Consider the following 25,786-nt stretch of genomic DNA (forward strand, 5'->3'; position numbering starts at 1 on the left):
GGACGTCGCCCCGTCATCGCGCCTCGGCGAGCTCGCCGACCAGGAGACGGGCCAGCTCCGCGGCGGGGAGGGAACGCAGGCGCTCGTGGCCGGTGCCGGCCCACAGGTTCACGAGCTCCGCCTCGCCGGTGGCCCGGCCGTGCGCCCGCAGCGGGGCGGTGAGGTGGTGCACGTGGGGGTATGCCGCGGGAGCGGCTTCGGTGAAGAGCTCGGTCCACGTCGTGGTCAGGGCACGGGCGCTGCGGCCGGTGAACGCGCGGGTCACGGTGGTGCCGGTGCGATGCGTCAGCGCGTGACGGTGCACGGGGGCCGTCCCCGCCTCGGGACAGCCGAGGAAGGCGGTGCCCAGCGCGACCGCGGTGGCACCCACCCCCAGCACGTCGGCCGCCTCGGCCCCGGTCATCACGCCGCCGGCGGCCATGATCGGCAGGTCGGTGCGACGGGCCACCTCGGGGACCAGCGCACGCACCTCGAGCTGGGTGTCGCCGGTGTCCACCGGACCACCTCGGTGACCGCCGGCCTCCCACCCCTGGACGACCAGGCCGTCGACCCCGAGGGCCTGCGCCCACTCGACCTCTGGCGGCTCGTTGACCGTGACCCAGACCTCGGTCCCCACCTGCTGCAGCCGGCCGACCACATCCGCCGGCGGCCACGCGAACGCGAAGCTCACGAGGGCTGGAGCCGCCTCGACCAGGAGGTCGACCTTGGCGGCGAAGAAGTCGTCGTCGTATCGGGGCGTGCCCAGCTCGACCCCTGCCGCAGCCGCCCACGGAGCCAGCGACGCGGCATACGTCAGGGCGTCCTGCTCCATCGTCGGCAGGTCCGGCGACGGCGCGAACACGTTGACCCCGAAGGGTGCCGACGTGAGGGACCGCAGCTCGGCGAGCTCGGCGCGCAGCCGGTCGGGGGTGAGGTAGGCGCCGGCGAGGAACGGGACCAACCCGCCGTGCGCGGCGGCCGCGGCCAGCGCGACAGTCGACGGGCCGCCTGCCATGGGAGCGAGCACCAGGGGTTGGGCGGACCAGTCGACCGGGGTCACCGGGCCGGCCGTCGCTCGATCCCGAGCCGACGCGACTCGGGCACGTCCATGGCGTCACAGAGCGCCAGCCAGACCCGCCGCGGGCTCTCACCCGCGTCGAGCGCCTGGGCCACCGTGCGGTCACCGAGGACGCCCAGCACGTGGTGCTGGGCGAGCGAGCTGGCGTAGGTCTCGCCGAACTCGTCGTTCATCAGGTTCCAGAAGTGACTCAACCGCACGGCAGGAGTCTAGGCCGGGACCGGGATCGGACCGCACGGGTGTCGGTGCCGGGTGAGAGGCTGTGACCCTCATGGCGACAGACGTGCTCGACAGGTTCTCCCCAGCCACGGCGGAGTGGTTCCGGGGCTCCTTCAGCGAGCCCACGGCAGCGCAGGCGGGCGCGTGGGAGGCGATCTCCTCCGGGCAGCACGCCCTCGTCGTCGCCCCCACCGGCTCCGGCAAGACCCTGTCCGCCTTCCTGTGGGCGCTCGACCGGCTCGCCGCAGAGCCACCCCCGGCCGAGAAGCTCAAGCGGTGCCGGGTCCTCTACGTGTCGCCCATGAAGGCGCTGGCCGTCGACGTCGAGCGCAACCTGCGCTCACCCCTGGTGGGCATCGGTCACGCCGCCACGAGGCTCGGGCTGACGCCACCCGACATCACCGTGTCGGTCCGGTCGGGCGACACCCCGGCGGGTGAGCGGCGGGCGTTCGCGCGCACCCCCACCGACGTGCTCATCACGACGCCGGAGTCGCTCTTCCTCATCCTCACCTCGCAGGCGCGCGAGGCGCTGGCCGGGGTGGAGACCGTCATCCTCGACGAGGTGCACGCCGTCGCAGGCACCAAGCGCGGCGCCCACCTCGCCCTCACCCTCGAGCGCCTCGACGCGCTGCTCGACAAGCCGGCCCAGCGGATCGGCCTGTCCGCCACCGTCGAGCCGGTGTCGGAGGTCGCCCGCTACCTCGCCGGTGGTCGGCCCGTCGAGATCGTCCGCCCGCCGTCGACGAAGGAGTGGGACCTCGACGTCGTCGTGCCCATCCCGGACATGTCGGCCCTCGGCGAGGTCGTCGAGGACGACCTGTCCGGGCCTGCGTCGGGAGCCGAGCGCCGCGCCTCCATCTGGCCCCACGTCGAGGAGCGGATCGTCGACCTCGTGTCGTCGCACCGCTCGACGCTGGTCTTCGCCAACTCCCGGCGCCTCGCCGAACGGCTCACCGCGCGGCTCAACGAGATCTGGGACGAGCGGCTCGAGACCATGCGCGAGGCACAGGGTGACGAGCCGGCGGCCCCGCCCCCGAGGCACACCGGCGCGCGCACCCCGGCCCAGCTGATGGCGCAGTCCGGAGCGTCGTCCGGCGCACCTGCGGTGCTGGCCCGCGCCCACCACGGCTCGGTCAGCAAGGAGCACCGCCAGCTCATCGAGGAAGACCTCAAGGCCGGCCGCCTGCCCGCGGTGGTGGCCACCAGCTCGCTGGAGCTCGGCATCGACATGGGCGCCGTCGACCTCGTCATCCAGGTCGAGTCGCCGCCGTCGGTGGCCTCGGGCCTGCAACGGGTCGGCCGTGCGGGCCACCAGGTCGGGGCGGTGTCACGGGGCGTGTTGTTCCCGAAGTTCCGCGGCGACCTGGTGCAGACCGCCGTGGTGGTCGAGCGGATGCGGGCCGGCGCCATCGAGTCGCTGCGGGTGCCGGCCAACCCCGTCGACGTCCTCGCCCAGCAGATCGTGGCCATGTGCGCCCTCGACGGGTGGACGGTCGACGACCTCGAGACCGTGGTCCGCAAGGCGACACCGTTCGCCGCGCTGCCGCGGTCGATCCTCGAGTCGGTGCTCGACATGCTGTCGGGGCGCTACCCGAGCGACGAGTTCGCCGAGCTCCGCCCCCGCATCGTCTGGGACCGCGTCACCGGCGTGCTCACCGGGCGACCGGGCGCCCAGCGCCTCGCCGTGACGTCCGGCGGCACCATCCCCGACCGTGGCCTGTATGCCGTCTTCCTGGCCTCCAGCGAGGGCGCCGGTCGCCGCGTGGGCGAGCTCGACGAGGAGATGGTCTACGAGTCGCGGGTCGGTGACGTCTTCACCCTCGGCACCTCGACCTGGCGGATCGAGGACATCACCCACGACCGCGTCCTGGTGACACCTGCCCCTGGCCTGCCGGGGCGGTTGCCGTTCTGGAAGGGCGACCAGCAGGGCCGGCCGGCCGAGCTGGGGCGGGCCGTGGGGGCCTTCGTCCGCGAGGTCGTGGGGCTCTCGCCGGCCAAGGCCCGAGCCAGGGTCGAAGCCGCCGGGCTCGACGAGTGGGCCGCCGACAACCTCCTCGGCTACCTCGAGGAGCAGCAGGAGGCCACCCGTCACGTGCCCGACGACCGCACGATCCTCGTGGAGCGGTTCCGCGACGAGATCGGCGACTGGCGGGTCGCGGTGCACTCCCCGTTCGGGGGGCAGGTCCATGCACCGTGGGCCCTGTGCGTCTCGGCGCGGATGCGCGAGCGCTACGGCGTGGACGTCCAGGCGATGCACGGCGACGACGGCATCGTGTTCCGGCTGCCCGACCTCGAGTTCGAGGACGACGGCGGATCCGGGCGCGGGGTGGGCGCCGAGCTGCTCGAGCTGGTGCGGCTCGACGCCGACGACGTGCACGACCTCGTCACCTCCGAGATCGGGGGGTCCCCCCTGTTCGCGGCCCGCTTCCGGGAGTGCGCGTCGCGGGCGCTGCTGCTCCCCCGCCGCCGTCCCGATCGTCGGCAACCCCTGTGGCAGCAACGCCAACGGGCCGCCCAGCTGCTCGAGGTCGCCAGCCAGTACGCCTCGTTCCCGATCGTCCTCGAGACCGTCCGCGAGTGCGTCCAGGACGTGTTCGACGTGCCCGGGCTGACGGCCTTGATGCGCTCGATCGAGTCGCGCGAGGTCACGCTCGTCGATGTCGAGTCGTCCCAGCCGTCGCCGTTCGCCCGCTCGCTGATGTTCGGTTACGTCGCGCAGTTCCTCTACGAGGGCGACTCGCCCCTGGCCGAGAAGCGCGCCGCCGCGCTCGCGCTCGACCCGACGCTCCTCGCCGAGCTGCTCGGTCGCGGTGAGGGGCTCTCGCTGCGCGACCTGCTCGACCCGGCCGAGGTGACCCGCACCGAGTCCGAGCTCCAGAGGCTCGTGGCTGAGCGCGCCTGCCGTGACGCCGAGGACGTCGCCGACCTGCTGCGGGTGCTCGGCCCCCTGCCGCTCGACGCGATCCAGGCGCGGTCGAAGGACACGCTGACCCACCAGGAGATCGGTGGTTGGCTCGTCGAGCTGGAGGGCGCCCGTCGAGTCATCCGGGTGCGCGTCGCGGGTCAGGAGCGGTGGGCGGCGATCGAGGATGCCGGTCGCCTCCGCGACGCCCTCGGCTGCTCGCTGCCGGTGGGCATCCCCCAGACCTTCCTCGAGTCGGTGCCCGACCCCCTCGGCGACCTCGTCCGCCGCTACGCCCGCACGCACGGCCCCTTCCCCGCCGCCTCGGTCGCCGCCTGGTGGGGGGTCGGGCCGGCTGTGGCCCTCGATGCCCTGCGTCGCCTCGTCTCGTCCGGGCGGGTGGTCGAGGGCGAGCTCCTCCCGACCGAGAACGGCGGCGGGATCCACGGCCTCGACTACTGCGACGCCGAGGTCCTGAGGCTGCTGCGCCGTCGTTCGCTGGCTGCCCTGCGAGCCGAGGTGGAGCCGGTCCCCGCCGTGGAGCTGGCGCGCTTCCTGCCCCAGTGGCAGTCCGTCGGAGGTGGCCTGCGTGGTCGCGAGGGGCTGGTGCGCGCCATCGAGCAGCTCGCCGGGGCGGTGCTACCGGCCAGCGCACTGGAGAGCCTCGTCCTGCCGTCGCGGGTCGTCGACTACTCCCCTGCCCTGCTCGACGACCTCACCAGCAGTGGCGAGGTGCTGTGGCGCGGCCACGGTTCGCTGCCCGGTGACGACGGTTGGGTGTCGCTGCACCTGGCCGACACGGCCCACCTCACGCTCGCACCGCTCGCCGACCGCGCGCTCGGCGACACCGAGCAGGCCGTGGTCGACGCCCTCGCCGGCGGCGGCGCCTACTTCTTCCGCACCCTCGCCGACGCCGTGGGCAGCACCGACGACGAGCAGCTCCTGACCGACCTGTGGGCCCTCGCGTGGGATGGCCGGGTCAGCAACGACACCCTCACGCCGCTGCGCGCCCTCCTCTCCGGTGGCCGCACCACCCACCAGCGCAGCCGCTCCGGTCCCCGCACGACGCGGTATGCCGGTCGGCGCGGCTCCCTGGGCACCCTGTCCGGTCAGCGCGGGCTGGGCCGACCGTCGCTGCCGACCCGGAGCGGGCCTGCGGCGGGTGCGGGCCGCTGGTCGCTGCTCCCCGAGGGTGAGCAGGACGCGACCATCCGGGCCTATGCCACGGCCGAGGTCCTGCTCGACCGCTACGGCGTCGTGACCCGGGGGTCGGTCGTGGCCGAGGAGGTGCCGGGCGGTTTTGCCGGCGTCTACCGCGTGCTGGCCGCCGCCGAGGAGTCCGGTCGGGTGCGCCGCGGCTACTTCGTGGAGTCGCTCGGTGCCTCGCAGTTCTCCACGACCGGTGCTGTCGACCGGCTCCGGGCGGGTGCCCGGCCGGTCGGCGACGAAGCCGACCGGAGCGTGCCCGCCATGGTCCTGGCGGCGACCGACCCGGCCAACGCCTACGGTGCCGCCCTCCCCTGGCCCGACCGGGCGATCGAGCCCGAGGGCCCGGACGACGGCGCCGACAAGGGCCCCGCCACCGGCAAACGCGGTCACCAGCCCGCGCGCAAGGCCGGCGCGCTGGTCGTCCTCGTCGACGGCGAGCTCGTCCTCTACGTCGAGCGTGGCGGCAAGACCCTGCTCTCCTGGACCGACGACGTCCAGTCCCTCCAGGGCGCCGCCGATGCCCTGGCTCTCGCGGTTCGCGAGGGCGCCCTCGGACGGCTCACGGTGGAGAAGGCCGACGGCGGCTCGGTCCTCGGCTCCGACCACCCCCTCGCGGCGGCGCTGGCCAATGCCGGGTTCCACGCGACGCCGCGCGGCCTGCGGCTTCGCCGATGACTGCGAAGGGCCTGACCCGCGGTGCCTGAGGGCGACACCGTCTGGCGCACTGCCCACCGGCTCCACCGGGCGCTGTCCGGAGCCGAGGTCGTCCTGTGCGACCTGCGCTTCCCCAGCCTGGCGACGCTCGACCTGCGCGGCGCCCACACCCTCGAGGTCGTCAGCCGTGGGAAGCACCTGCTCCACCGGTTCGACAGCGGGGTCACCCTGCACTCGCACCTCAAGATGGAGGGTCAGTGGCGCGTCGAGGCACCGATCGACACCCCCCGCTGGCTGCGCCGCGACGACCTGCGGGCGGCGGTCGGCACCACCTCGTGGAGCGCGCTCGGGCTGCGCCTCGGCCAGCTCGACGCGGTGCCGACCAGCGCGGAAGGCACTCTCGTGGGGCACCTCGGTCCCGACCTGTTGGGCCCCGACTGGGACCTGCCGGTGGCACTGGCCAACCTCCGGGGCTCGGCCACCACGATCGGGGCTGCGCTGCTCGACCAGCGCAACCTGGCCGGGATCGGCACGCTCTGGGCGAGCGAGTCGCTGTTCCTGTCGCGCATCGGACCCTGGACTCCGGCCGCCGACCTCGACGACGCCGACCTCGAGCGCGTGGTCACCCGGGCGCACACGCTGCTCGACCAGTCCCGCCACCACGCGGTGCAGTCCAGCACCGGCAGCCGGAGGAAGGGCGAGGAGCACTACGTCCACGCCCGGTCGGGTCGCCCTTGCCGACGGTGCGGCACGACCATCCGGGTCGCGATGATCGGACCGGCCGGTCGCGAGCGCACGATGTTCTACTGCCCCGGCTGCCAGCAGGGCCTGGGCCCGACCGACGACGGCCGCCCCCAGCGCCCCCTCGGTTCCTCGTCAGGACGCGGCTCGTCCTACCGGCGCCCCTGAGCGGCCCGGGCGAGGATCTCCTCCACCACCTCTGACTTGGCGTCGGCGTAGTCCTGGACGTAGCGCCAGCGCCGGGTCGCCCGCTCCTGCTTCACGGCGGCGTAGCGGTCGCGGTCGTCGTCGTGGCTGCGCAGCCAGTCTCGGAAACCGAGCATGCGCGCGATCTCGCCGGCCCCGTGGCGCGGCGACAGCACGTGCACGTTGACGCTGTGCGGGTCGCCGTCCGCGACTCGTCGGGACAGCACCCGGTGCTCCAGCCAGTGCGGCTCCCGCACCCGCACGCGGTAGCCGAGGCCGAGCATCGGGGGCACGTACGAGGGCTCGTCGGCCGAGTCGGGGACCTGGAGCAGGATGTCGAGGATGGGTTTGGCGGGCAGACCCGGCACCGACGTCGAGCCCACGTGGTCGACGGCGAGGACCGAGTCGCCCAGGACCGCCTCGATGGCACGCCGGTCCGACTCGAAGTCGAGGGCCCATTGAGGGTCGTGGTCCAGCAGGACGACCTGCTCGGCATACGGCTGCCGGGGAGGGACGACCGCGCGCTCGTCAGGCAGCGGAGGCGGAGACCATGGCCGAGGCGGGCAGCGGCAGCGAGACGGGGGCAGTCAGCGCCTCGGTCTCCGCGACGCGCTCGGACACCTGGCCGAGCACCTCGGACAACGGCAGGTGCAGGGCCCCGCAGATGGAGGCCAGCAGCTCGGAGGACGCTTCCTTCTCGCCACGCTCGACCTCGCTGAGGTAGCCGAGGGAGACGGAGGCGGCGGCAGACACCTCGCGCAGGGTGCGCCCCTGGGTCTGGCGTTGCTCGCGGAGCACGTCACCAAGTTCACGACGAAGCAGAATCATGACGCCTCCTTCACTGCTCGTGCGGCGGTCTTCGATGGTCGCAGCGGTGGCTGCGGCGCTGACCGTGGACACCAACGTTACCCCGAGGCCCTGACGCTTCGCGCGCAGGATTCGCAGAACACGCGGTACGAGGAGGTCAACCGTCCGCGGGCTGAGAATCTTCCGCCCCACTCACCCCACCCGCCACGCCACCGGCCACCCCACCCATCTCCAAGGCCTCCAGGAGGAGGCCCAGCGCCGCGTCGACGGTGCGGGCGCGGATGGTCGCCCGGTCACCGGCCAGGGCCAGCTCACGCACGAGGACCTGCCCCTGCGCGGCGACCGCGACGAACACGGTGCCCACCGCCCGGCCGTCCTGCGGGTCCGGCCCGGCGACGCCGGTGGTGGCGACGCCGACCTCGGCGTCCAGCACCCGGCACACGCCGGTCGCCATCTGGCGCGCCACCTCGGCCTGCACAGCACCACCGGTGGCGAGCAGGTCGGGGTCGACCCCGAGCACCTGGGCCTTGAGCCCGGTCGCATAGGCGACCACGGCACCCCTGACCACCGCCGAGGCACCCGGCACGTCGGTCAGCGCCGCGCAGACCAGGCCGCCGGTCAGGGACTCCGCGGTCGCCACCGTGCGTCCCGCCCCGACCAGGGCGGCCACCACCTGCGACGGCGTCGTCATCCCTGCCGGGCCGCCCGGCGGGCTCGCTTCATCGCCGAGCGCTCGCTGGTCTGGCGCAGCCGTAGGCCCTTGGCGGCGATGTCCACGCCGGTCACGACGGTCACCGTCACGGCCAGGCCCACAATGACGTCGGCCACGGTCGTCCACGTGCCAGCGCCGGAGAACGACGCCAGCGGCAGCGTGAAGAGCAGGAGGCCGAAGAACTGCAGCGTCGTCTTGACCTTGCCACCCCGGCCGGCCGGCATCACGCCGTGGCGGATGACGAAGAACCGCAGGACCGTGACTCCCCACTCACGCACGAGCACCAGGACGGTGACCCACCACGGGAGCTCACCGAGGATCGACAGCCCCACGAAGGCCATGCCCATCAGGGTCTTGTCGGCGATGGGGTCGGCGATCTTGCCGAAGTTGGTGATCAGCCCCCTGCGCCGGGCGAGGTCGCCGTCGACGCGGTCGGTGAGGGTGGCCACGACGAAGACGCCCGCAGCAGCCCAGCGCATGCCCGGCCGACCTCCCCCGTCGAACAGCAACAGCCAGCCGTACACGGGCACGAGGAGGATCCGGGTCACGGTGAGGGCGTTGGCGATGTTCCAGGAGCTCGGCGGCGGCACCGCCACGGGGGCCGCGGCCGGGTCGGGGGCCGGGGCGGACTCGCTCAGCATGGCGCGGCCAGCAGGTCGATCCCCTCGGTGCCGGTGACCACCGCTCGCACGATGTCGCCGACCGCGACGTCGGGGAACTCGGTGGGGTCGAGCAGGGTGACGCCGTCGACGTCGGGCCCCTGGTGGGCGGCCCGGCCGACCACCGAGGTCTCGTCGTCGTCCGCCCCATCGGTCGGGACCGCCTCGACGAGCACGTCCACGTGCTCCCCGATCCGCTCCTCGGCCCGCTGCACGTTGAGCTCCTCGATCAGGGCGGTGAAGCGCGAAACCCGTTCTGCCACCACGTCTGCCGACAGCTTGTCGCCGTAGGACTCGGCCTCCGTGCCGTCCTCGTCGGAGTAGCCGAAGACGCCCACCACGTCGAGGCGGGCGGCCACCAGGAACGCCTCGAGCTCGGCCAGGTCGTCCTCGGTCTCACCCGGGAAGCCGACGATGACGTTGCTCCGGATGCCGGCCAGCGGCACCCGGGCACGGACCTCGTCGAGCAGCCCCAGGAACGCCTCGCGTCCCCCGAACCGCCGCATCGAGCGCAGCAACGGCGCGGAGGCGTGCTGGAAGGAGATGTCGAAGTAGGGGACGACGCCGGGCACCGACGCCATGGCGTCGAGCAGACCGGGTCGGATCTCGGCCGGCTGCAGGTAGCTGACGCGGACCCGCTCGATCCCGGGGACGGCGGCGAGGTCGGGCAGGATCTTCTCGAGCAGCCCGAGGTCGCCGAGGTCCTTGCCGTAGGACGTCGAGTTCTCGCTGACGAGGAAGAGCTCCTTGACGCCCCGCTCCCCCAGCCAGCGCGCCTCGGCGATGATGTCGTGGGGCCGGCGCGACACGAAGGCGCCACGGAACATGGGGATGGCGCAGAAGGCGCAGCGCCGGTCGCACCCGCTGGCGATCTTCAGCGGCGCCCAGGGGCGCCCGTCGAGTCGGGCCCGGATCACCCGGGGGCCGGACGCGGGCACCGGGCCCTCGATGGTGACGTCCACGGGCTCCGTCGACAGCGGCTCGGACGGTGTCGGGTCAGTGGTGTCACCGTGCCCGGGCAGGGCCACACCGGCCGAGCCGTCCTGGCGCTGCACCGGCGAGAGCGGCAGCAGCTGGCGGCGGTCCGACGGCACGTGGGAGGCGGGCGCGTGCCCGTCGAGGATGGCGCGCAGGTGTGAGGACATGTCGACGTAGGAGTCGAAGCCCAGCACCGCGTCGGCCTCGGGGAGCTCGTCGGCGAGCTGCTGTCCGTACCGCTCGGCAAGGCACCCGACGGCCACGACCTTCTGCGTCCGGGAGTGACCCTTGCGGGCCGAGGCCTCGAGCAGCACGTCGATCGAGTCCTTCTTGGCCTGCTCGACGAACCCGCAGGTGTTGACCACCGCCACGTCGGCGTCGTCGGCGTCGTCGACCAGCAGCCAGCCCTCCGCCGCCAGCCGACCGGCGAGCTCCTCGGAGTCGACCTCGTTGCGGGTGCACCCCAGGGTGACCAGGGCGACGCTGCGCTGAGCGGTGGGGGTGCCCAGAGCTCCTGGACTGCTCTGTGCTGTCGAACTCATCTCCCCACTCTAGAGGTGGGTAGCGTGGCGCCATGACCGCCACCGCCGATGCGACCAGTGCCCGGATCCGCGCCCTCCTCGCCCGTCACCCCGTGGTCGACGGGCACAACGACCTCCTGTGGGAGGCGCGTGAGCAGGTCGGCTACGACTTCGACCGGCTCGACCTCGAGGCCGGCGGCACCCCGACCCACACCGACCTCCCCCGCCTGCGCGAGGGCGGGGTGGGTGGACAGTTCTGGTCGGTCTTCGTGCCGGCGTCCCTCAGCGGGGACGACGCGGTGAGCGCCACGCTGGAGCAGGTCGACGCGGGCCACCAGATGGTGGCGAGGTATGCCGACCGGCTGGCCTTCGCGCGCACCGCCGACGACATCGTGGCGGCCTGGGAGTCCGGCCGGATCGCCTCCCTGCTCGGGGCCGAGGGCGGCCACTCGATCAACAACTCGCTCGCGACCCTGCGGATGCTGCACGTGCTGGGGGTGCGCTACCTGACCCTCACCCACAACAGCAACGTCGACTGGGCCGACTCGGCGACCGACGAGCCCGTCCACGGCGGCCTGTCGGCCTTCGGGGTCGAGGTGGTGCGGGAGATGAACCGGATCGGCATGCTCGTCGACCTCAGCCACGTGTCGGCCGACACCATGCGCGACGCGCTGCGGGTCGCCGAGGTGCCGGCGATCTTCAGCCACTCCTCCGCGAGGGCGGTGTGTGACAGCCCGCGCAACGCGCCGGACGACGTCCTGGAGTCGTTGCGTGCCAACCGCGGCGTCTGCATGGTGACGTTCGTCCCGACCTTCGTGAGCCCCCAGGCCGCGGCGTGGCGACAGGAGCTGAACGAGGTCGCCACGGGTCAGGGCATCAGGCCCGCCGACGCGGCATACACGGGGTTCTACGACGACTACGCGGCCGCGCACCCGACCCCCAGGGCCACGTTGGCCGACGTCGTGCGGCACGTCGAACACGTGCGCGAGGTGGCGGGGGTGGACCACGTGGGGCTCGGCGGCGACTACGACGGGGTCGCCACGCTGCCCGAGGGCCTCGAGGACGTCACCGGCTACCCCCGGCTGCTCGCCGCCCTCGCCGACCGGGGCTGGTCGGACGACGACCTGGGCAAGCTCACCAGCGGCAACATCCTGCGGGTCCTGCGCGACGCCGAGGCGGGCGCGCGAGCACTGCAGGAGCAGCGCGGCCCGAGCCTTGCCACCATCGCCGAGCTCGACTCCTAGCTCGACGCCTGGCTCCCCGGCTCAGTTGCGCCAGCGGGTGATCGTCAGCCCGACCACCCGGGCGATGATCAACGCGACGTACATGACTCCCGCAACCTGCTCGATGATGACGACCGACCGGGCCAGCGGCAGCACCGCCGTCACGTCGGAGAGGCCGACGCTCGTGAGGTTGGCGAACGACAGGTAGAGCAGCTCGAGGAAGGTCCGGTGGCCCTCGCCCTGGTAGGCGGTGAACGACCCGGGGTGGACCACCTGCACCGCCATGAAGAGGTGCGCGAACATCCACGAGACCACCGTGAAGTTGGCGCCCACCGCGAAGATCTCGTCGCGGGTGACCCACGAGTCGTCGAAGAGGTAGCGGATCAGCCCGTAGCCCGTGTAGCCGTAGAACGCCGCGTGCAGCAGGGCCGACCAGAAGACCACGGGCTGGTTCGTGGGCGCGAACCCCTCGGCGATGGTGAGGGCGACGACCGGGATCCCGAGCACGACCGCCACCCAGGTCAGCGCCGGCGTCGCACGCACAGCGTAGACGGCGATCGACAGCACGATGACCCCGAACACCCCGATCACGGTGCGCCCCAACGGGGTGTCGCCCGCGAAGGGGTATGCGAGCACCTCGAGCAGCTGGGCTGCGAGCAGCACCCCGCTCGGGTGTCCCTTGACGGCGCCGAACCATTCACGCATGGCGACCACCCTAGGTGGCCGCCACCGTGACGGATCACGAGCAGGGTCAGGCGGTGACGACCTGGACGCGCAGCGTGCGCGCCGCGACGACGGCCGCCAGGGTGGCGGTGGTCGCCATGACCAGTGCCATGGGGACGGCCGAGCCGGATCCCATCAGCCCGATCAGCGGGGCGGCCGCTCCACCGATGACGAACTGCGACGCGCCGAGCAGCGCGGCGGCGGTGCCGGCGGCCTCGCCGTGCCGCGTCAGCGCCAGCGCCGGGGTGTTGGGCAGCGTCAGGCCACAGGCGAAGAGCAGGAACCACAGCGGCACGAGGATCAGCGCGAGGCCGCCGATGCCGGTCGCGGCCGAGGCCAGCAGCAGGAGGGCCGCCGTGGCACCGATCGACACCCCGGCGCGGACCAGCTGACGCGGAGCGAACCGCTTCAGCAGGAACGGGTTCAGCTGCGAGCCGGTGAGGAAACCGAGGGAGTTGATGCCGAACGCGAGCCCGAACTGGGCCACGCTCAGGCCGTAGATGTCCTGCAGCACGAACGAGGAGCCGCCGATGTAGGAGAACAGGGTGGCGAACATCAGCCCGCTGATGAGGACGAGCCCGACGAAGGTCCGGTCACGCAACAGCGCGGCGTAGGTGGCGAGCACCGGGCGGAGGGCGAGCGGGCGACGCCGCTCGACGGGCAGGGTCTCGCGGAGCGCGAGGCTCGCGAGCGTCACCATCAGCACACCGGCGACGGCCAGGATGACGAACACCCCGCGCCACGACGTGAGCTGGAGGATGAACCCTCCGAGCGTCGGAGCGAGGACCGGGGCCAACCCCATGACGAGCATGAGGCGGGAGAGCATGGTCGCTGCGGCGGAACCGGCGAAGAGGTCACGGACCATCGCCATCGAGACCACCGCGACGGCGGCGTTGCCGACCCCCTGGATGGCCCGACCGACCGTGAGCAGCTCGATGGACGGCGCGAACGCGCAGAACACCGACGCGGCGATGTGCAGCGCCAGCCCGGCGATCAGCGGGCGGCGGCGGCCCACGGCGTCGGCGAGCGGACCGACGAGCAGCTGGCCGAGGCCCATGCCGAGCAGGATGCCGGTGAGGGTGCCCTGGACGGCCGACTCCGACGCGGCGAGGTCACGCGTGATGGAAGGCAGTGCTGGCAGGTAGGTGTCGATCGTCAGTGGGCCGATGGCGATGAGCGCACCGAGGACGAGGACGAACCGCACGTAGGAGCGACCGGTCGGAGCGGGCAGCGCGGCAGGCGTCGTGGCAGGGCTCGGGGTCGGAGCGCTCGGAGCGGGCGGGTGCGGGGCAGAGATCGTCTCGGGGGCGGCAGTCACCCTTGCGCAACGACACGGGGCACGGGATCCATTCCGTCCCGTGCCCCCTGTCTCGCAGTGTGTGCTGTCTCACTGCGCCCGCCCTCGCGGCGTCGGCGCGGCTCAGTCCCGGCCGGTCAGCTCCCAGGCGTCCGTGGACGCCTCCACCTCGTCGAGCCCGTCGTAGGCCCGCGCGACCGGGTCGTCGGCGTAGCGCGGGTCCGGCGCTGCGGCATACCCGGCGCGCACCTCGTCGGTGCGGTCGACGGACTCGTGCGTCGCAGCGGGTGACCCGGAGAGCGCGTCGACGTCGAACGCCGGCTCGGGCTCGGCGATCTCGTCGCCGCGCATCAGCGCGAGCGTCATCGGCAGGTCGTCGGGCTTGACCAGCACGTCACGGGCCTTCGAGCCCTCGGACGGGCCCACCACGCCACGGGACTCGAGCAGGTCCATGAGCCGGCCCGCCTTCGCGAAGCCGACGCGCAGCTTGCGCTGCAGCATCGACGTCGAGCCGAACTGCGTCGTGACGACGAGCTCGGTGGCCTGCAGCAGCAGCTCGAGGTCGTCGCCGATGTCGTCGTCCACCTGCTTCTTGGCTGCGACCACGGTGACGTCGTCGCGGTAGTCGGGCTTGAGCTGGCCGGTGACGTGCTTGACCACCTGCTGGATCTCCGACTCGGTGACCCACGCGCCCTGGACCCGCATCGTCTTGGACGCACCCATCGGCAGGAAGAGCGCGTCACCCTGGCCGATCAGCTTCTCGGCACCGGGCTGGTCGAGGACGACCCGGCTGTCGGCGAGCGAGGAGGTGGCGAACGCCATCCGCGACGGCACGTTGGCCTTGATGAGGCCGGTGACGACGTCGACCGAGGGTCGCTGCGTGGCCAGCACCAGGTGGATGCCGGCGGCGCGGGCGAGCTGGGTGATGCGGACGATCGACTCCTCGACGTCACGAGGCGCGACCATCATGAGGTCGGCGAGCTCGTCGACGATGACCAGCAGGTAGGGGTACGGGTGGATGGTCCGCTCCGACCCGGGCAGCGGCTTGACCTTGCCGGCCTTGACCGCCTTGTTGAAGTCGTCGATGTGCTTGAACCCGAACTGCGCGAGGTCGTCGTACCGGGTGTCCATCTCGCGGACGACCCAGGCGAGCGCCTCGGCGGCCTTCTTGGGGTTCGTGATGATCGGGGTGATGAGGTGCGGGATCCCCTCGTAGGCCGTGAGCTCCACCCGCTTGGGGTCCACCAGGACCATGCGCACCTCGTCGGGTGTAGCTCGCATGAGGATCGAGGTGATCATCGAGTTCACGAAGCTCGACTTGCCCGCGCCGGTCGCTCCGGCGACGAGCAGGTGGGGCATCTTGGCGAGGTTGGCGATGACGTAGCCGCCCTCGACGTCCTTGCCGACCCCCATCACCATCGGGTGCTCGTTGCCGCGCGCGGCCTGGCTGCGCAGGACGTCGCCGAGGCTGACCTTCTCGCGGTCGGCGTTGGGGATCTCGATGCCGATCGCGGACTTGCCGGGGATCGGCGACAGGATGCGCACGTCGGCCGACGCGACGGCATACGCGATGTTCTTGGACAGGGCGGTGACCCGCTCCACCTTGGTGCCGCGGCCGAGCTCGACCTCGTAGCGGGTCACGGTCGGGCCGCGGCTGAACCCGGTGACCTGCGCGTCGATGTCGAACTGCTCGAGCACCTGGGTGAGCGACTCGACGACGCGGTCGTTGGCGGCGCTGCGGGTCTTGTGGGGTGAGCCGGGCTCGAGGATCGCGTTGTCGGGCAACGTGTACGTGATGTCTCCGGCGAGCGCCAGCTGCTCCACGCGCTGCGGCAGGGGCGTCGTGGGCGGCGCCTCGAGCGCGGCCCTGACCTCGATCACGGGGCTCTTGGTCGCCGCGCTCGGGTCGCCGGACCCGGTCCCGGACGGGGCGAGGACACCCGGCGACGTCGGGCGCTTCTCGCCGGGTCGGAACCGGCGGCCGTCGGGGGCCACCAGGGCGGCCTGCTCGAACGCCTCGTCGCCCTCGAGCGGTCCCTCCGGGTCGATCACCCGACGGCGGCGCTTGGGCCTCTCGTCGGCGTCCTGCACGGGAGCCGGGGCTGCGTCGTCGAGGTGGTCGCGGTGCAGGAGGTGGTCGCGCAGCTCGGTGAGCCGTGTCGGGATCATGTGGACCGGCGTCGCGGTCATCACCAGCAGGCCGAAGAAGCCCAGCATCAGCAGGATCGGCACGGTGCCGTAGACCGACACCGCCGCCTCGAGCGGGCTGGAGGCCAGGAACCCGATGATGCCGCCACCGTCCCGCATCCCGTCGGCGCCCTGGGGCGGGGTGGGGATGTCGGCGGCGACGTGGGCGAGCCCGGAGGCGGCGAAGGCGAGGGCGCCCAGGCCGACCCCGATGCGGGAGTTGGCCGAGTCCTCCTGCGGCGCGCGCAGGAAGCGGATGCCCAGGAAGAGCAGGGCGAGCGGCACGGCGTAGGCGACCCGCCCGAAGGTGCCTGCGACGACGGCGTGCACGACGTCGCCGAGGGCGCCCTCGAAGGCCCACCACTCCCGGGCAGCGACGAGGATCGACAGCCCGATCAGGAAGAAGCCGAGCCCGTCACGACGGTGCTCGGGCTCGAGCTCACGGGCGCTGGTGCCGACCCGGCGCACCGCGCCGCCGGCCACGTGTGCCATGCCCATCCAGGTGCCGCGGACCGCGCGCAGGGGCAGCGGCAGGCCGCCCCCCTTGGTCTTGCCACGGGCGGGGGCCTTGCGGGGTGTGCTGCTCTTGCGGTTGGCGGGGCGTGTCGCGGTGCCCCGGCTCCCGGATGAGCGCGACCCTGCGGTGGATCGTGCTGGTGTGGACGGACGTGTCGCCATGCTCCGCAGGCTACGCGAAGGTCACACCGGAAACACGCGCCACACGCGTATCAGCGCCGCGCAATCTCCCCGTCGGGCACCTCAGCCGAACGGACGACATCTGGCCCCGATCGGGCCGCGGGGACCCGAGACCCCTTACCAAGAGGTGACCGCGGGTGACACGCTCAGGACTGCGTCTGGCGGGGCCTGCGCCGATGACCCGCGATGGTCATCGGTGCAGGCGCGCATCGAGGGGGAACCGGTCGCGGGAACCGGCCATGCCGACCCCCCGCCAGGCGACCTCACCGACCGTCGAGCCCCCTCCGGTCCACGTCTCAGATGACGGGAAGCTGCGTCCGCAGGCTGGCTCCCCCGGCGGCGCACGCCCTACCCTCGACCCCAGGTCATGAGTGTCAGCGCGAAGCCCCGGCTTGCTGACCAGCAACCCTCCTCCGCGGTGGGGTGCTCCGGGTGACGACCGGGCCGTCTGCACCCGCAGCCGGCAAGCGCGGACCCGTGAGCACGCTCGGGTCCCACCCGGACCAGGAGCACCTCTCATGTCGATCGCGAGCACCCCGCCACCCGTCTTCCGCCGGAGCGCACCCCTCGCCCACGCCCGCACCCACCTGCGCCCCGTGCCGGACGCGCGCTCGTGGGGCGAGGTGGGTTCGCTCCCCGCGGTGGTGTCGGAGGCGTTGCCGGTGCCGACCCTCGACGGCACCGTGGACTACGCCAACTTCGACCACGCCGCCTCCACGCCCGCGCTGGTGAGCGTCAAGGCCGCCGTCGACAGCGCCCTGCGGACCTACTCGTCGGTCCACCGCGGCAACGGCTGGGCCTCCCGGGTGACCTCCTCCTGGTACGAGCAGGCCCGCGCCGAGGTGCGCGCCTTCGTCGGGGCACGCGAGGGCGACGAGGTCGTCTTCACCCGCAACAGCACCGACTCGTTCAACCTGCTGGCCCGCTGCCTGCCCCGCGACACCCACGTGTTCGTCTTCGAGACCGAGCACCACGCGGCCCTCCTGCCGTGGGCGGCCCGCCGGACCCATCGCCTCCCGGTGCCGGGAAGCGTCGCCGACGCCGCCGTGCTGCTGCGGGCGGCGCTGCGCGAGAACCCCGCACGCCACCAGCTGGTCGTCCTGGCCGGCGCGTCCAACGTCACCGGTGAGATCTGGCCCATCCGGGAGCTGGCCGCGATCGCGCGGCGCGCCGGCGCCAGGGTCGTCCTCGACGCCGCGCAGTACGCGCCGCACCGCCCCGTCGACCTCGTCGACCTCGTCGACCTCGGGGTCGACTACGTGGTGCTGTCGGGTCACAAGCTCTACGCGCCGTTCGGCGCCGGGGTGCTGGCCGGTCGGGCCGACTGGCTCGACGCGGCTGCGCCCTACCTGGCCGGAGGCGGGGCCACCAAGGCAGTGACCACGCGCGGGGTCGTGTGGCAGGACGGAGCGGCCCGCCACGAGGCGGGCAGCCCCAACGTCATCGGTGCGGTGGCCCTGGCCGCGGCCTGTCACAGCCTGCGTTCGCACGCCGAGGCGATCGAGGCCCACGAGGCCGCCCTCGGCCGCCGGCTCCTCGACGGCCTCGCCGCGATCGACGGGGTCGAGACCTACTCCCTGTTCGGCCCCGACCACGAGCGGGTCGCCGTCGCGACCTTCACGGTCGACGGGGTGGAGTCCTCACTCGTCTCCGCGGCGCTGTCGGCAGAGCACGGGATCGGCGTCCGGGACGGCAAGTTCTGCGCGCACCTGTGCGTCGACGCCCTGCTCGACGACCCGTATGCCGCGGGCTCCACGACCGCTGTCCGCGCCAGTGTCGGCCTGGCCACGACCGCCGAGCACGTCGACCGGCTGCTGGCCGCCGTGGCCGAGCTGGCCGAGCAGGGCCCGCGGGCCGAGTACGTCGAGGGACCGCAGGGCTGGGCGCCGGTCAACGACCCGCGCGCCCTGGACGTCGCCCGCCCCTGGTAGCCAAGGAACCTTTGCTAGCAAAGGAAACTCGTTGGTGGACAGGTTGCACCGTGTCCACCAACGAGGGCCCTGTGCTGAGACCGGGTCCCACCCGGGGTTGTCCACAGGGGCACCAAGCAGGTGCATCGATCTCTGGCACTCTCGCCGCATGGAGCTCTACGACCTCGCTGACCACGACCTGGTGTCCACGGCCGCCGCCGCGTCCATCGGCGTGGATTCCACCGGCCTGCACCGCTTGGTGAAGGCCGGCACCATCCGACGCGTCATCCGAGGCTGGTATGCCGTGCGGGCACCCGGTCGGGAACGGGCGCCTTGGGAGGGGGGCGACTCCTTCCAGACGACGCGGCTGCAGCACCGCCTGCTGACCCTCGCCCTGCTCAAGTCCTTCGAGGGCCGGGTGGTCGCCAGCCACCAGTCGGCGCTCGTCCTTCACGGAGCGCCCCTTTGGCAGGCCGACCTCGACACGGCTCACGTATGCCGGACGAGCACCAACCACACGCGGCACCGCCCGTCGGCGGTCATCCACCCACCGGTGTCGGACTCGCCGGTGGAGACGGCGGAGGGGTTCCGCACGGTCCCCGTGGCCCATGCCGTCATCCAGGTCGGCCTGTATCCGGCTGACGACGCGGGCCGTCGGGCCCCGATGGACAGCCTCATCGCCGCGGACCACGCCCTCCACCAGGAGCTGATCACCGCAGACGACCTGGACGCGGCGCTCAGGCAACACGCCCACCATCCCGGGATCCCGGCGGTCAGGGCACTGCTGGAGCATGCGGACGGGCGCCACGAGTCGCCCGGCGAGTCACGACTGGCCCACGGGATGCGCATGCTCGGCTACCGGTTCACGCCGCAGGCCCCCCTGCCCGGAGGCCACGGGTACCGCGGGGACTTCCTGCTGGACGAAGATCCCGTGGTCGTGGAGTTCGACGGACTGGCCAAGTACGCGCTGGCCACCACGACCGCAGCGGCGGGCAGTGCCGCCGCCCAGCGTCAGAACCTCGCTGCCGAGAAGCGACGCGAGGAGGACGTCCTACGCAGGTCAGCGCACGAGTTCGTCCGGTTCACCTGGCACGAGGTCGGCAACCTCGGGCTGGTGCGGGACCGCATCGACGCAGCCATCGCACGCGCGAGGCTGCGCCGACCTGCCTGACGCGCCGTGGCGGCATACCTCAGGTGCAAGGCCGTCGTCCCAGCACAGCTCACTCGCTGGTGGACAGGTTGCAACCTCTCCACCAGCGCGCAACCTTTGCTAGCAAAGGTTGCGCGTGGAGGTTGCGCGTGGAGGTTGCGCGTGGAGGGACGCTCAGGCCTGGATGACGACCGGGATGATCATCGGGCGGCGGCGGATCTTGCCGCCCACCCAGCCGCCGATCGCGCGCCGCATGACCTGCTCGAGCTGGTGGGAGTCGGTGACCCCGTTGCCGGTGGCCTCGGCCAGCGCCTGCTCGATCTTGGGCCGCACCTGGCTGAAGATCTCGTCGTCCTCGGCGAAGCCGCGGGCCTGGATCTCGGGGCCGGCCGCGATCTTGCCGGTCGCGGCGTCGATCACGACGATGACGGAGATGAAGCCCTCGTCACGCAGGATGCGGCGGTCCTTGAGCAGCGCCTCGTCGAACTCGCCGACCGACGAGCCGTCGACGTAGACGTAGCCGCACGGCACGGCGCCGACGATGCGGGCCACACCGTCGACCAGGTCGACGACCACGCCGTCCTCGGCCAGCACGACCTGCTCCCGCGGCACGCCGGTCTGGACGGCGAGCTCGGCGTTCGCGACCAGGTGCCGCCACTCGCCGTGCACCGGCATGACGTTGCGGGGCTTGACGATGTTGTAGCAGTAGAGCAGCTCACCGGCGCTGGCGTGACCCGAGACGTGCACCTTGGCGTTGCCCTTGTGCACGACGTTGACGCCGAGCCGCATGAGCCCGTTGATGATCCGGTAGACGGCGTTCTCGTTCCCCGGGATCAGGGACGAGGCCATCAGGACGGTGTCGCCCTGGCCCACGTCGATGCGGTGGTCGCGGTTGGCCATGCGGGACAGGGCCGCCATCGGCTCACCCTGCGAACCGGTGCAGATGAGCACCACCTGGTCGTCGGGGAAGTTGTCGAGCTTCTTGACGTCGACGAGCACGCCGTCGGGCACATGGAGGTAGCCCAGCTCGGCCGCGATCCCCATGTTGCGCACCATCGAGCGGCCGACCATGGCGACCTTGCGGCCGGCCTGCTCGGCGGCGTTCAGCACCTGCTGGACCCGGTGCACGTGCGAGGAGAAGCAGGCCACGATGATCCGGCGCTCGGCATCACGGAAGACCTTGTCGATGGCCGGCGCGATGTCCTTCTCGGGCGTCGTGAACCCGGGGACCTCGGCGTTGGTCGAGTCCGTCATGAAGAGGTCGACGCCCTCCTCCCCCAGCCGGGCGAAGGCGCGCAGGTCGGTGAGCCGGTTGTCCAGCGGCAGCTGGTCCATCTTGAAGTCGCCGGTGTGCAGGATCGTGCCGCCGGGCGTCCGCACGAACACCGCGAGCGCGTCGGGGATCGAGTGGTTGACCGCCACGAACTCGCAGTCGAAGACGCCGAGCTTCTCGCGCATCCCCTCCTTGACCCCGAGCGTGTAGGGGGTGATCCGGTGCTCCTTGAGCTTGGCCTCGATGAGGGCCAGGGTCAGCATGGAACCGACGATCGGGATGTCGCGCTTCAGCTTGAGCAGGTAGGGCACCGCCCCGATGTGGTCCTCGTGACCATGCGTCAGCACGATCGCCTGGATGTCGTCCAGCCGGTCCTCGAGGTACTCGAAGTCGGGCAGGATCAGGTCGACGCCGGGGTGGTGGTCCTCGGGGAACAGCACGCCGCAGTCGATGACGAGCAGCTGCCCGTCGTGCTCGATGACCGCCATGTTGCGGCCGACCTCGCCGAGCCCACCGAGCGCGATGATGCGCACGCCGTTCTTGGGCAGTGGCCGGGGCAGGTTGAGCTCGGGGTGGGGATGACTCACAGCAGGCCAGACTCCTTGAGACCGGCGCGCAGGATGTCCAGGTGCTCCGGTGGTGACTCGACGAGCGGCAACCGCACCGTCGCGTGGTCGATGACGCCGAGCTCGACGAGCGCGGCCTTGGCCATGATCGCACCCTGGGAGGTGCTCATGATGGCGTCGACGGCGGGGACCAGCCGTCGGTGGATGTCGCGGGCACTCGCGAGGTCGCCGCGGTCGACGGCGGCGACCATCGCGGCATACTCCCGGCCGGCCACGTGGCCGACGACGCTGACGACGCCGGTGGCGCCCAGGGCGAGCCAGGGCAGGTTGGCGGCGTCGTCGCCGGAGAAGTAGAGCAGGTCGGTCGCGGCCATCACCTTGGTCGAGGCCCAGCCGTCACCCTTGGCGTCCTTGACGGCCACGATCCGGTCGTGGGCGGCCAGCTCGACGAGCGTGGCGGTCTCGAACGGGATGGCGGTGCGGGCCGGGATGTCGTAGAGCATGATCGGCAGCTCGGTGGTGTCGGCCACCGCGTGGCAGTGCGCGACCAGCCCGGGCTGGGTCGGCTTGTTGTAGTAGGGCGACACGAGCAGCAGCCCGGTCGCGCCGGCGTCCCTGGCGCGGGCGGCCATCTCGACGCTGTGTGCGGTCGCGTTGGAGCCGACCCCGGCCACGACCGCGGCGCGGCCGGCGACGGCCTCGACGACCAGCCGCACCATCTCGATCGACTCGTCGTCGCTGAGGGTGGCGGACTCGCCGGTCGTGCCGTTGACGACGATGCCGTCGTGGCCGGTGTCGAGCAGGTGGGCGACCAGTCGGCGGGCGCCCTCGAGGTCGAGGCTTCCGTCGGCCTGCATCGGACTGACCATGGCGGTCAGGACGCGGCCGAACGGGGACGAGGTGCTCATGCCTGCAGGCTATCGCCCCGCCGAGCACGCGCCGTGCGCCGGACACCGACCGGGACGCAATTTGGCGGGAAGGCGACGCCGGACTGGCGGCATCGACGCGCCGCCGGGGGTCTGTCGTCGGCCCGGGTTACGCTGCCTCCGTGCAGCAGTACCTCGATCTCCTCGACCACGTCATGACGACCGGCACCGACAAGTCCGACCGCACCGGCACGGGCACCCGTTCGGTGTTCGGCTACCAGATGCGCTTCGACCTCTCCGAGGGCTTCCCGGTGCTCACCACCAAGAAGCTGCACCTCAAGTCGATCATCGGCGAGCTGCTGTGGTTCCTGCGCGGCGACTCCAACGTCAAGTGGCTGCAGGACCGCGGCATCACCATCTGGGACGAGTGGGCCGACGAGAACGGCGACCTCGGCCCGGTCTACGGCTACCAGTGGCGCTCCTGGCCGACTCCGGACGGCCGCCACATCGACCAGATCGCCACGGTGATCGAGTCGATCCGCACCAACCCCGACAGCCGGCGCCACATCGTGTCCGCCTGGAACGTCGCCGACGTCGACTCGATGGCGCTGCCGCCGTGCCACACGATGTTCCAGTTCTACGTCGCGAACGGTCGGCTCTCGTGCCAGCTCTACCAGCGCTCGGCCGACATCTTCCTGGGCGTGCCGTTCAACATCGCCTCCTACGCCCTGCTGACGATGATGGTGGCGCAGGTCTGCGACCTCGAGCCGGGTGACTTCGTCCACACCCTCGGCGACGCCCACCTCTACTCCAACCACGTCGAGCAGGCGAAGCTCCAGCTGACCCGCGAGCCGCGCCCGCTGCCGACCATGCGGATCACCCCCGGCAAGGACATCGACCAGTTCGACCTCGACGACTTCGAGCTCGTGGGCTACGACCCCTACCCGTCGATCAAGGCCCCGATCGCGGTCTGACCCGGCGAGCCCCGTCGGGCTGTCGCTAGCCTGTGCCCATGACGAACGTGACGCTCATTGCCGCGGTCGGCCGCAACGGCGTCATCGGGGCCGACAACGACATGCCGTGGCACCTGCCCGAGGACTTCGCGTTCTTCAAGCGCACCACCATGGGCCATCCGATGGTGATGGGGCGCAAGACGTTCGACTCGATCGGCCGGGTGCTCCCGGGCCGTCGCACGATCGTCGTGACCCGTCAGGCCGACTGGAGCCACGCCGACGTCGAGACCGCCCACTCCCTGAGCGAGGCGCTGTCGCTGGCCGGACCGGCCGACGAGGTCTTCGTGTGCGGCGGTGGCCAGGTCTACGCCGAGGCGATGCCCTGGGCCCGCCGCCTGTTGATCACCGAGGTCGACCAGTCCCCCGAGGGTGACGTGCGCTTCCCCGAGATCGACCCGGGCCAGTGGCGGGAAGTCTCCCGCGAGGCCCGCGACGGCTTCAGCTGGGTCACCTACGAGCGCACCTGACCGAGCTCGACCGAGCTCGACCGAGCACGACCGGGCCAGGAAGGGTCGTGACCGGGCACCGGCGCCTCGCGCCGTCGATGGCAGGATGCAGGTCATGGCTCACCAGCACGACCACTCCGCCCACTCGCCCGGCCCCCTCGCGGACGCCAGCGTGCGGGTGGCCCGCGAGACCGACGCGCCCGCCGTGGGCCTGGTCCAGGCGGTGGTGTGGCGCGAGGCGTATGCCGCGGCGCTCCCCGAGGAGGTCCTCGCCACCTTCGAGCCGCAGGCCTTCGCCTCGGTCTGGCGGCAGTCCCTGGCATCCCCTCCCCAGGGCGTCTACCGGCTGCTGGCGGCGTGTGCCGGCGACCAGGTGGTCGGGTTCGCCTCGATCGGGCCGAGCCAGGACCCCGACGCCTCGCCGGAGACCGGTGAGCTGTCTGCGCTCGGCGTGCACCCCGACGCCCGCCGGGTCGGCCACGGCTCCCGCCTGCTGAACGCCGTCGTCGACACCCTGCGTGGAGCCGGGGCCACCCGGATGCACACCTGGGTGCTGGCCTCCGACGAGGCGACCCGTGGCTTCCTGATGGCCGGCGGGCTCGGCCCCGACGGCGCCTTCCGCGACCGGGTGGTCTCCCCCGACGGCGACACGGCCCGCGAGGTGCGGCTCGTCGCCGACCTGGAGCTCACTGCTCCGTGAGCGCGGTCCCGGCCGCCCCCACGGGGACGCTGGACCCGGACGAACGTCGCCGGGTCGTGCGGAAGTCGGTCTCGGTCGCGTTGGCGACCGGCACCTACGGCCTCAGCTTCGGGGCCCTGTCGGTCGCCGCCGGCCTGTCCGTGGTCCAGACGCAGGCGCTGTCGCTGCTGCTCTTCTCCGGGGGGTCGCAGTTCGCGTTCGTGGGCCTGCTGGCCGCCGGGCCGGCGGGAGCGGGGGCCGCCATCGCGACCTCGACCCTCCTCGGCGTGCGCAACGCCCTCTACGGTCTCCAGGTCTCCCGCATGCTGGGGGCCCGCGGGCTGCGGCGGGCGGCCGCCGCCCAGCTCACCATCGACGAGTCGACCGCCGTGGCCGTGGCACAGCCCGGCCGGGCGGCTGCCCGGGTCGGGTTCTGGACGACCGGTGTGGGCATCTACCTGCTGTGGAACCTGATGACCCTCGTCGGCGCCCTCGTCGGCCACACCATGGGCGACCCGCGTCGCTACGGCCTCGACGCCGCCGCGGCGGCCGCCTTCTGCGCGCTCCTGTGGCCCCGGCTGAAGTCGGCCGACGCGTTCGCGATCGCGGCGGTGGCCGCCCTGACGGCAGTGCTCATCGCGCCGCACGCCCCCGCCGGCGTGCCCGTCCTCGTGGCGGCGGGCACCGCCCTGCTGGCCGGCCTGTCCCGGCGCACGCACCACGACCCCACGCCGCCGCACCACTGGTCCGACCCTGCGGACGGAGGCACCCGATGAGCACCTGGACCGCTGTGCTGGTCGCCTCGGCGCTGGCGTTCGTCCTCAAGCTGCTGGGGCATCTCGTGCCGGAGACGTGGCTGGACGGTGACCGGACGACCCGCGTCACGTCGGCTCTCCCGATCGCCCTCCTGGCTGCGCTGGTGGGGGTGCAGACCCTGACCACCACGAGCGGCTCCATCGTCCTCGACTCGAGGGCGGCCGCCGTGGGGGCGGCCATCGTGGCCCTGCTGCTGCGGGCGCCGTTCCTGGTCGTCGTCGTGCTCGCCGCGGCGGTGGCGGCGGGCCTGCGACTGCTCGGGCTGCCCTAGCCCGGGAGCCGGGGAGCCCTAGCCC

22 protein-coding genes and 1 riboswitch are annotated in these 25,786 nt (G+C 72.5%); of the genes, 10 read left to right on the forward strand and 12 right to left on the reverse strand.

Features of this window, described 5'->3' with window-relative positions; all coding sequences use genetic code 11:
• Positions 1-13: 13 nt before the first annotated feature.
• Both ABD262_RS16005 and ABD262_RS16010 read right to left on the reverse strand, forming a co-directional pair.
• Positions 14-1,039 carry a nitronate monooxygenase gene (locus ABD262_RS16005; RefSeq protein WP_344138416.1) on the reverse strand — a complete coding sequence of 342 codons (1,026 nt, stop codon included), beginning with the start codon at positions 1,037-1,039 and terminating at the stop codon, positions 14-16.
• On the reverse strand, positions 1,036-1,257 hold the full coding sequence (locus ABD262_RS16010) for a DUF3046 domain-containing protein (protein ID WP_056923549.1): 222 nt from the start codon (positions 1,255-1,257) through the stop codon (positions 1,036-1,038). Before ABD262_RS16010 ends, ABD262_RS16005 begins: the two co-directional genes overlap by 4 nt.
• A gap of 71 nt (positions 1,258-1,328) precedes the next feature.
• On the opposite strand from ABD262_RS16010, the gene ABD262_RS16015 reads away from it, so the two are divergent.
• Positions 1,329-6,062: an ATP-dependent helicase gene (locus ABD262_RS16015; RefSeq protein WP_344138419.1), complete on the forward strand. Its 4,734-nt coding sequence runs from the start codon at positions 1,329-1,331 to the stop codon at positions 6,060-6,062.
• Between the two features lie 21 nt (positions 6,063-6,083).
• Complete coding sequence (locus ABD262_RS16020; protein ID WP_344138422.1) at positions 6,084-6,950, forward strand: Fpg/Nei family DNA glycosylase; 867 nt, start codon at positions 6,084-6,086, stop codon at positions 6,948-6,950.
• Here the strand turns inward: ABD262_RS16020 and ABD262_RS16025 are convergent.
• The 5 genes from ABD262_RS16025 to rimO form a co-directional block, all read right to left on the reverse strand.
• A complete protein-coding gene (locus tag ABD262_RS16025) occupies positions 6,935-7,555 on the reverse strand; it encodes a GrpB family protein (RefSeq protein ID WP_344139991.1) in 621 nt (206 codons plus the stop codon). The genes ABD262_RS16020 and ABD262_RS16025 overlap by 16 nt on opposite strands.
• Entirely contained in the window at positions 7,497-7,796 is a 300-nt protein-coding gene (locus tag ABD262_RS16030; protein ID WP_056923552.1) for a helix-turn-helix domain-containing protein, read from the reverse strand. The genes ABD262_RS16025 and ABD262_RS16030 overlap by 59 nt, the downstream gene beginning before the upstream one ends.
• Positions 7,797-7,932: 136 nt before the next feature.
• A complete protein-coding gene (locus ABD262_RS16035; RefSeq protein WP_344138425.1) occupies positions 7,933-8,466 on the reverse strand; it encodes a CinA family protein in 534 nt (177 codons plus the stop codon).
• The gene (locus ABD262_RS16040) at positions 8,463-9,128 is read right to left on the reverse strand and encodes a CDP-alcohol phosphatidyltransferase family protein (RefSeq protein WP_344138426.1); all 666 of its coding nucleotides are present in this window, start codon (positions 9,126-9,128) and stop codon (positions 8,463-8,465) included. Before ABD262_RS16040 ends, ABD262_RS16035 begins: the two co-directional genes overlap by 4 nt.
• Positions 9,122-10,666, reverse strand: coding sequence for a 30S ribosomal protein S12 methylthiotransferase RimO (rimO, locus tag ABD262_RS16045; RefSeq protein ID WP_344138428.1), 1,545 nt, complete (start codon positions 10,664-10,666; stop codon positions 9,122-9,124). The genes ABD262_RS16040 and rimO overlap by 7 nt, the downstream gene beginning before the upstream one ends.
• 32 nt (positions 10,667-10,698) lie before the next feature.
• Here rimO and ABD262_RS16050 point away from each other — a divergent pair, with 32 nt between their 5' ends.
• Positions 10,699-11,889, forward strand: coding sequence for a dipeptidase (locus ABD262_RS16050; RefSeq protein WP_344138430.1), 1,191 nt, complete (start codon positions 10,699-10,701; stop codon positions 11,887-11,889).
• Positions 11,890-11,910: 21 nt separating this feature from the next.
• On the opposite strand, the gene ABD262_RS16055 is transcribed toward ABD262_RS16050, so the two are convergent.
• From ABD262_RS16055 to ABD262_RS16065, 3 genes are all read right to left on the reverse strand, one after another.
• Positions 11,911-12,573 (reverse strand): ion channel, encoded by a 663-nt coding sequence (locus tag ABD262_RS16055; RefSeq protein ID WP_344138432.1) that lies wholly within the window; start codon positions 12,571-12,573, stop codon positions 11,911-11,913.
• A gap of 46 nt (positions 12,574-12,619) precedes the next feature.
• A complete protein-coding gene (locus ABD262_RS16060; RefSeq protein WP_344138434.1) occupies positions 12,620-13,909 on the reverse strand; it encodes a multidrug effflux MFS transporter in 1,290 nt (429 codons plus the stop codon).
• 102 nt (positions 13,910-14,011) lie between these two features.
• A complete protein-coding gene (locus ABD262_RS16065; protein WP_344138436.1) occupies positions 14,012-16,753 on the reverse strand; it encodes an FtsK/SpoIIIE family DNA translocase in 2,742 nt (913 codons plus the stop codon).
• A gap of 381 nt (positions 16,754-17,134) precedes the next feature.
• Positions 17,135-17,247: riboswitch (SAM riboswitch) on the forward strand.
• 42 nt (positions 17,248-17,289) lie between these two features.
• Here ABD262_RS16065 and ABD262_RS16070 point away from each other — a divergent pair.
• The gene (locus ABD262_RS16070) at positions 17,290-18,702 is read left to right on the forward strand and encodes an aminotransferase class V-fold PLP-dependent enzyme (protein ID WP_344138438.1); all 1,413 of its coding nucleotides are present in this window, start codon (positions 17,290-17,292) and stop codon (positions 18,700-18,702) included.
• A 148-nt stretch (positions 18,703-18,850) separates the two neighbouring features.
• Entirely contained in the window at positions 18,851-19,852 is a 1,002-nt protein-coding gene (locus ABD262_RS16075) for a type IV toxin-antitoxin system AbiEi family antitoxin domain-containing protein (RefSeq protein ID WP_344138440.1), read from the forward strand.
• Positions 19,853-20,005: 153 nt separating this feature from the next.
• Here the strand turns inward: ABD262_RS16075 and ABD262_RS16080 are convergent, their stop codons facing one another.
• Positions 20,006-21,691, reverse strand: a complete 1,686-nt coding sequence (locus ABD262_RS16080) for a ribonuclease J (RefSeq protein ID WP_344138442.1) — start codon at positions 21,689-21,691, stop codon at positions 20,006-20,008.
• Entirely contained in the window at positions 21,688-22,578 is an 891-nt protein-coding gene (dapA, locus tag ABD262_RS16085) for a 4-hydroxy-tetrahydrodipicolinate synthase (protein WP_344138444.1), read from the reverse strand. Before dapA ends, ABD262_RS16080 begins: the two co-directional genes overlap by 4 nt.
• Before the next feature lie 140 nt (positions 22,579-22,718).
• Here dapA and ABD262_RS16090 point away from each other — a divergent pair, with 140 nt between their 5' ends.
• From ABD262_RS16090 to ABD262_RS16110, 5 genes are all read left to right on the forward strand, one after another.
• Complete coding sequence (locus ABD262_RS16090) at positions 22,719-23,510, forward strand: thymidylate synthase (RefSeq protein WP_344138446.1); 792 nt, start codon at positions 22,719-22,721, stop codon at positions 23,508-23,510.
• 38 nt (positions 23,511-23,548) lie between these two features.
• Entirely contained in the window at positions 23,549-24,016 is a 468-nt protein-coding gene (locus ABD262_RS16095; protein ID WP_344138448.1) for a dihydrofolate reductase, read from the forward strand.
• 94 nt (positions 24,017-24,110) lie between these two features.
• Positions 24,111-24,695, forward strand: coding sequence for a GNAT family N-acetyltransferase (locus ABD262_RS16100; protein WP_344138450.1), 585 nt, complete (start codon positions 24,111-24,113; stop codon positions 24,693-24,695).
• Entirely contained in the window at positions 24,692-25,450 is a 759-nt protein-coding gene (locus ABD262_RS16105; protein WP_344138452.1) for an AzlC family ABC transporter permease, read from the forward strand. The genes ABD262_RS16100 and ABD262_RS16105 overlap by 4 nt, the downstream gene beginning before the upstream one ends.
• Positions 25,447-25,761, forward strand: coding sequence for an AzlD domain-containing protein (locus ABD262_RS16110; protein ID WP_344138454.1), 315 nt, complete (start codon positions 25,447-25,449; stop codon positions 25,759-25,761). Before ABD262_RS16105 ends, ABD262_RS16110 begins: the two co-directional genes overlap by 4 nt.
• The last annotated feature ends 25 nt before the right edge of the window (positions 25,762-25,786 follow it).

The organism is Pedococcus bigeumensis (assembly GCF_039531795.1).
Classification (GTDB): Bacteria; Actinomycetota; Actinomycetes; order Actinomycetales; family Dermatophilaceae; genus Pedococcus; species Pedococcus bigeumensis.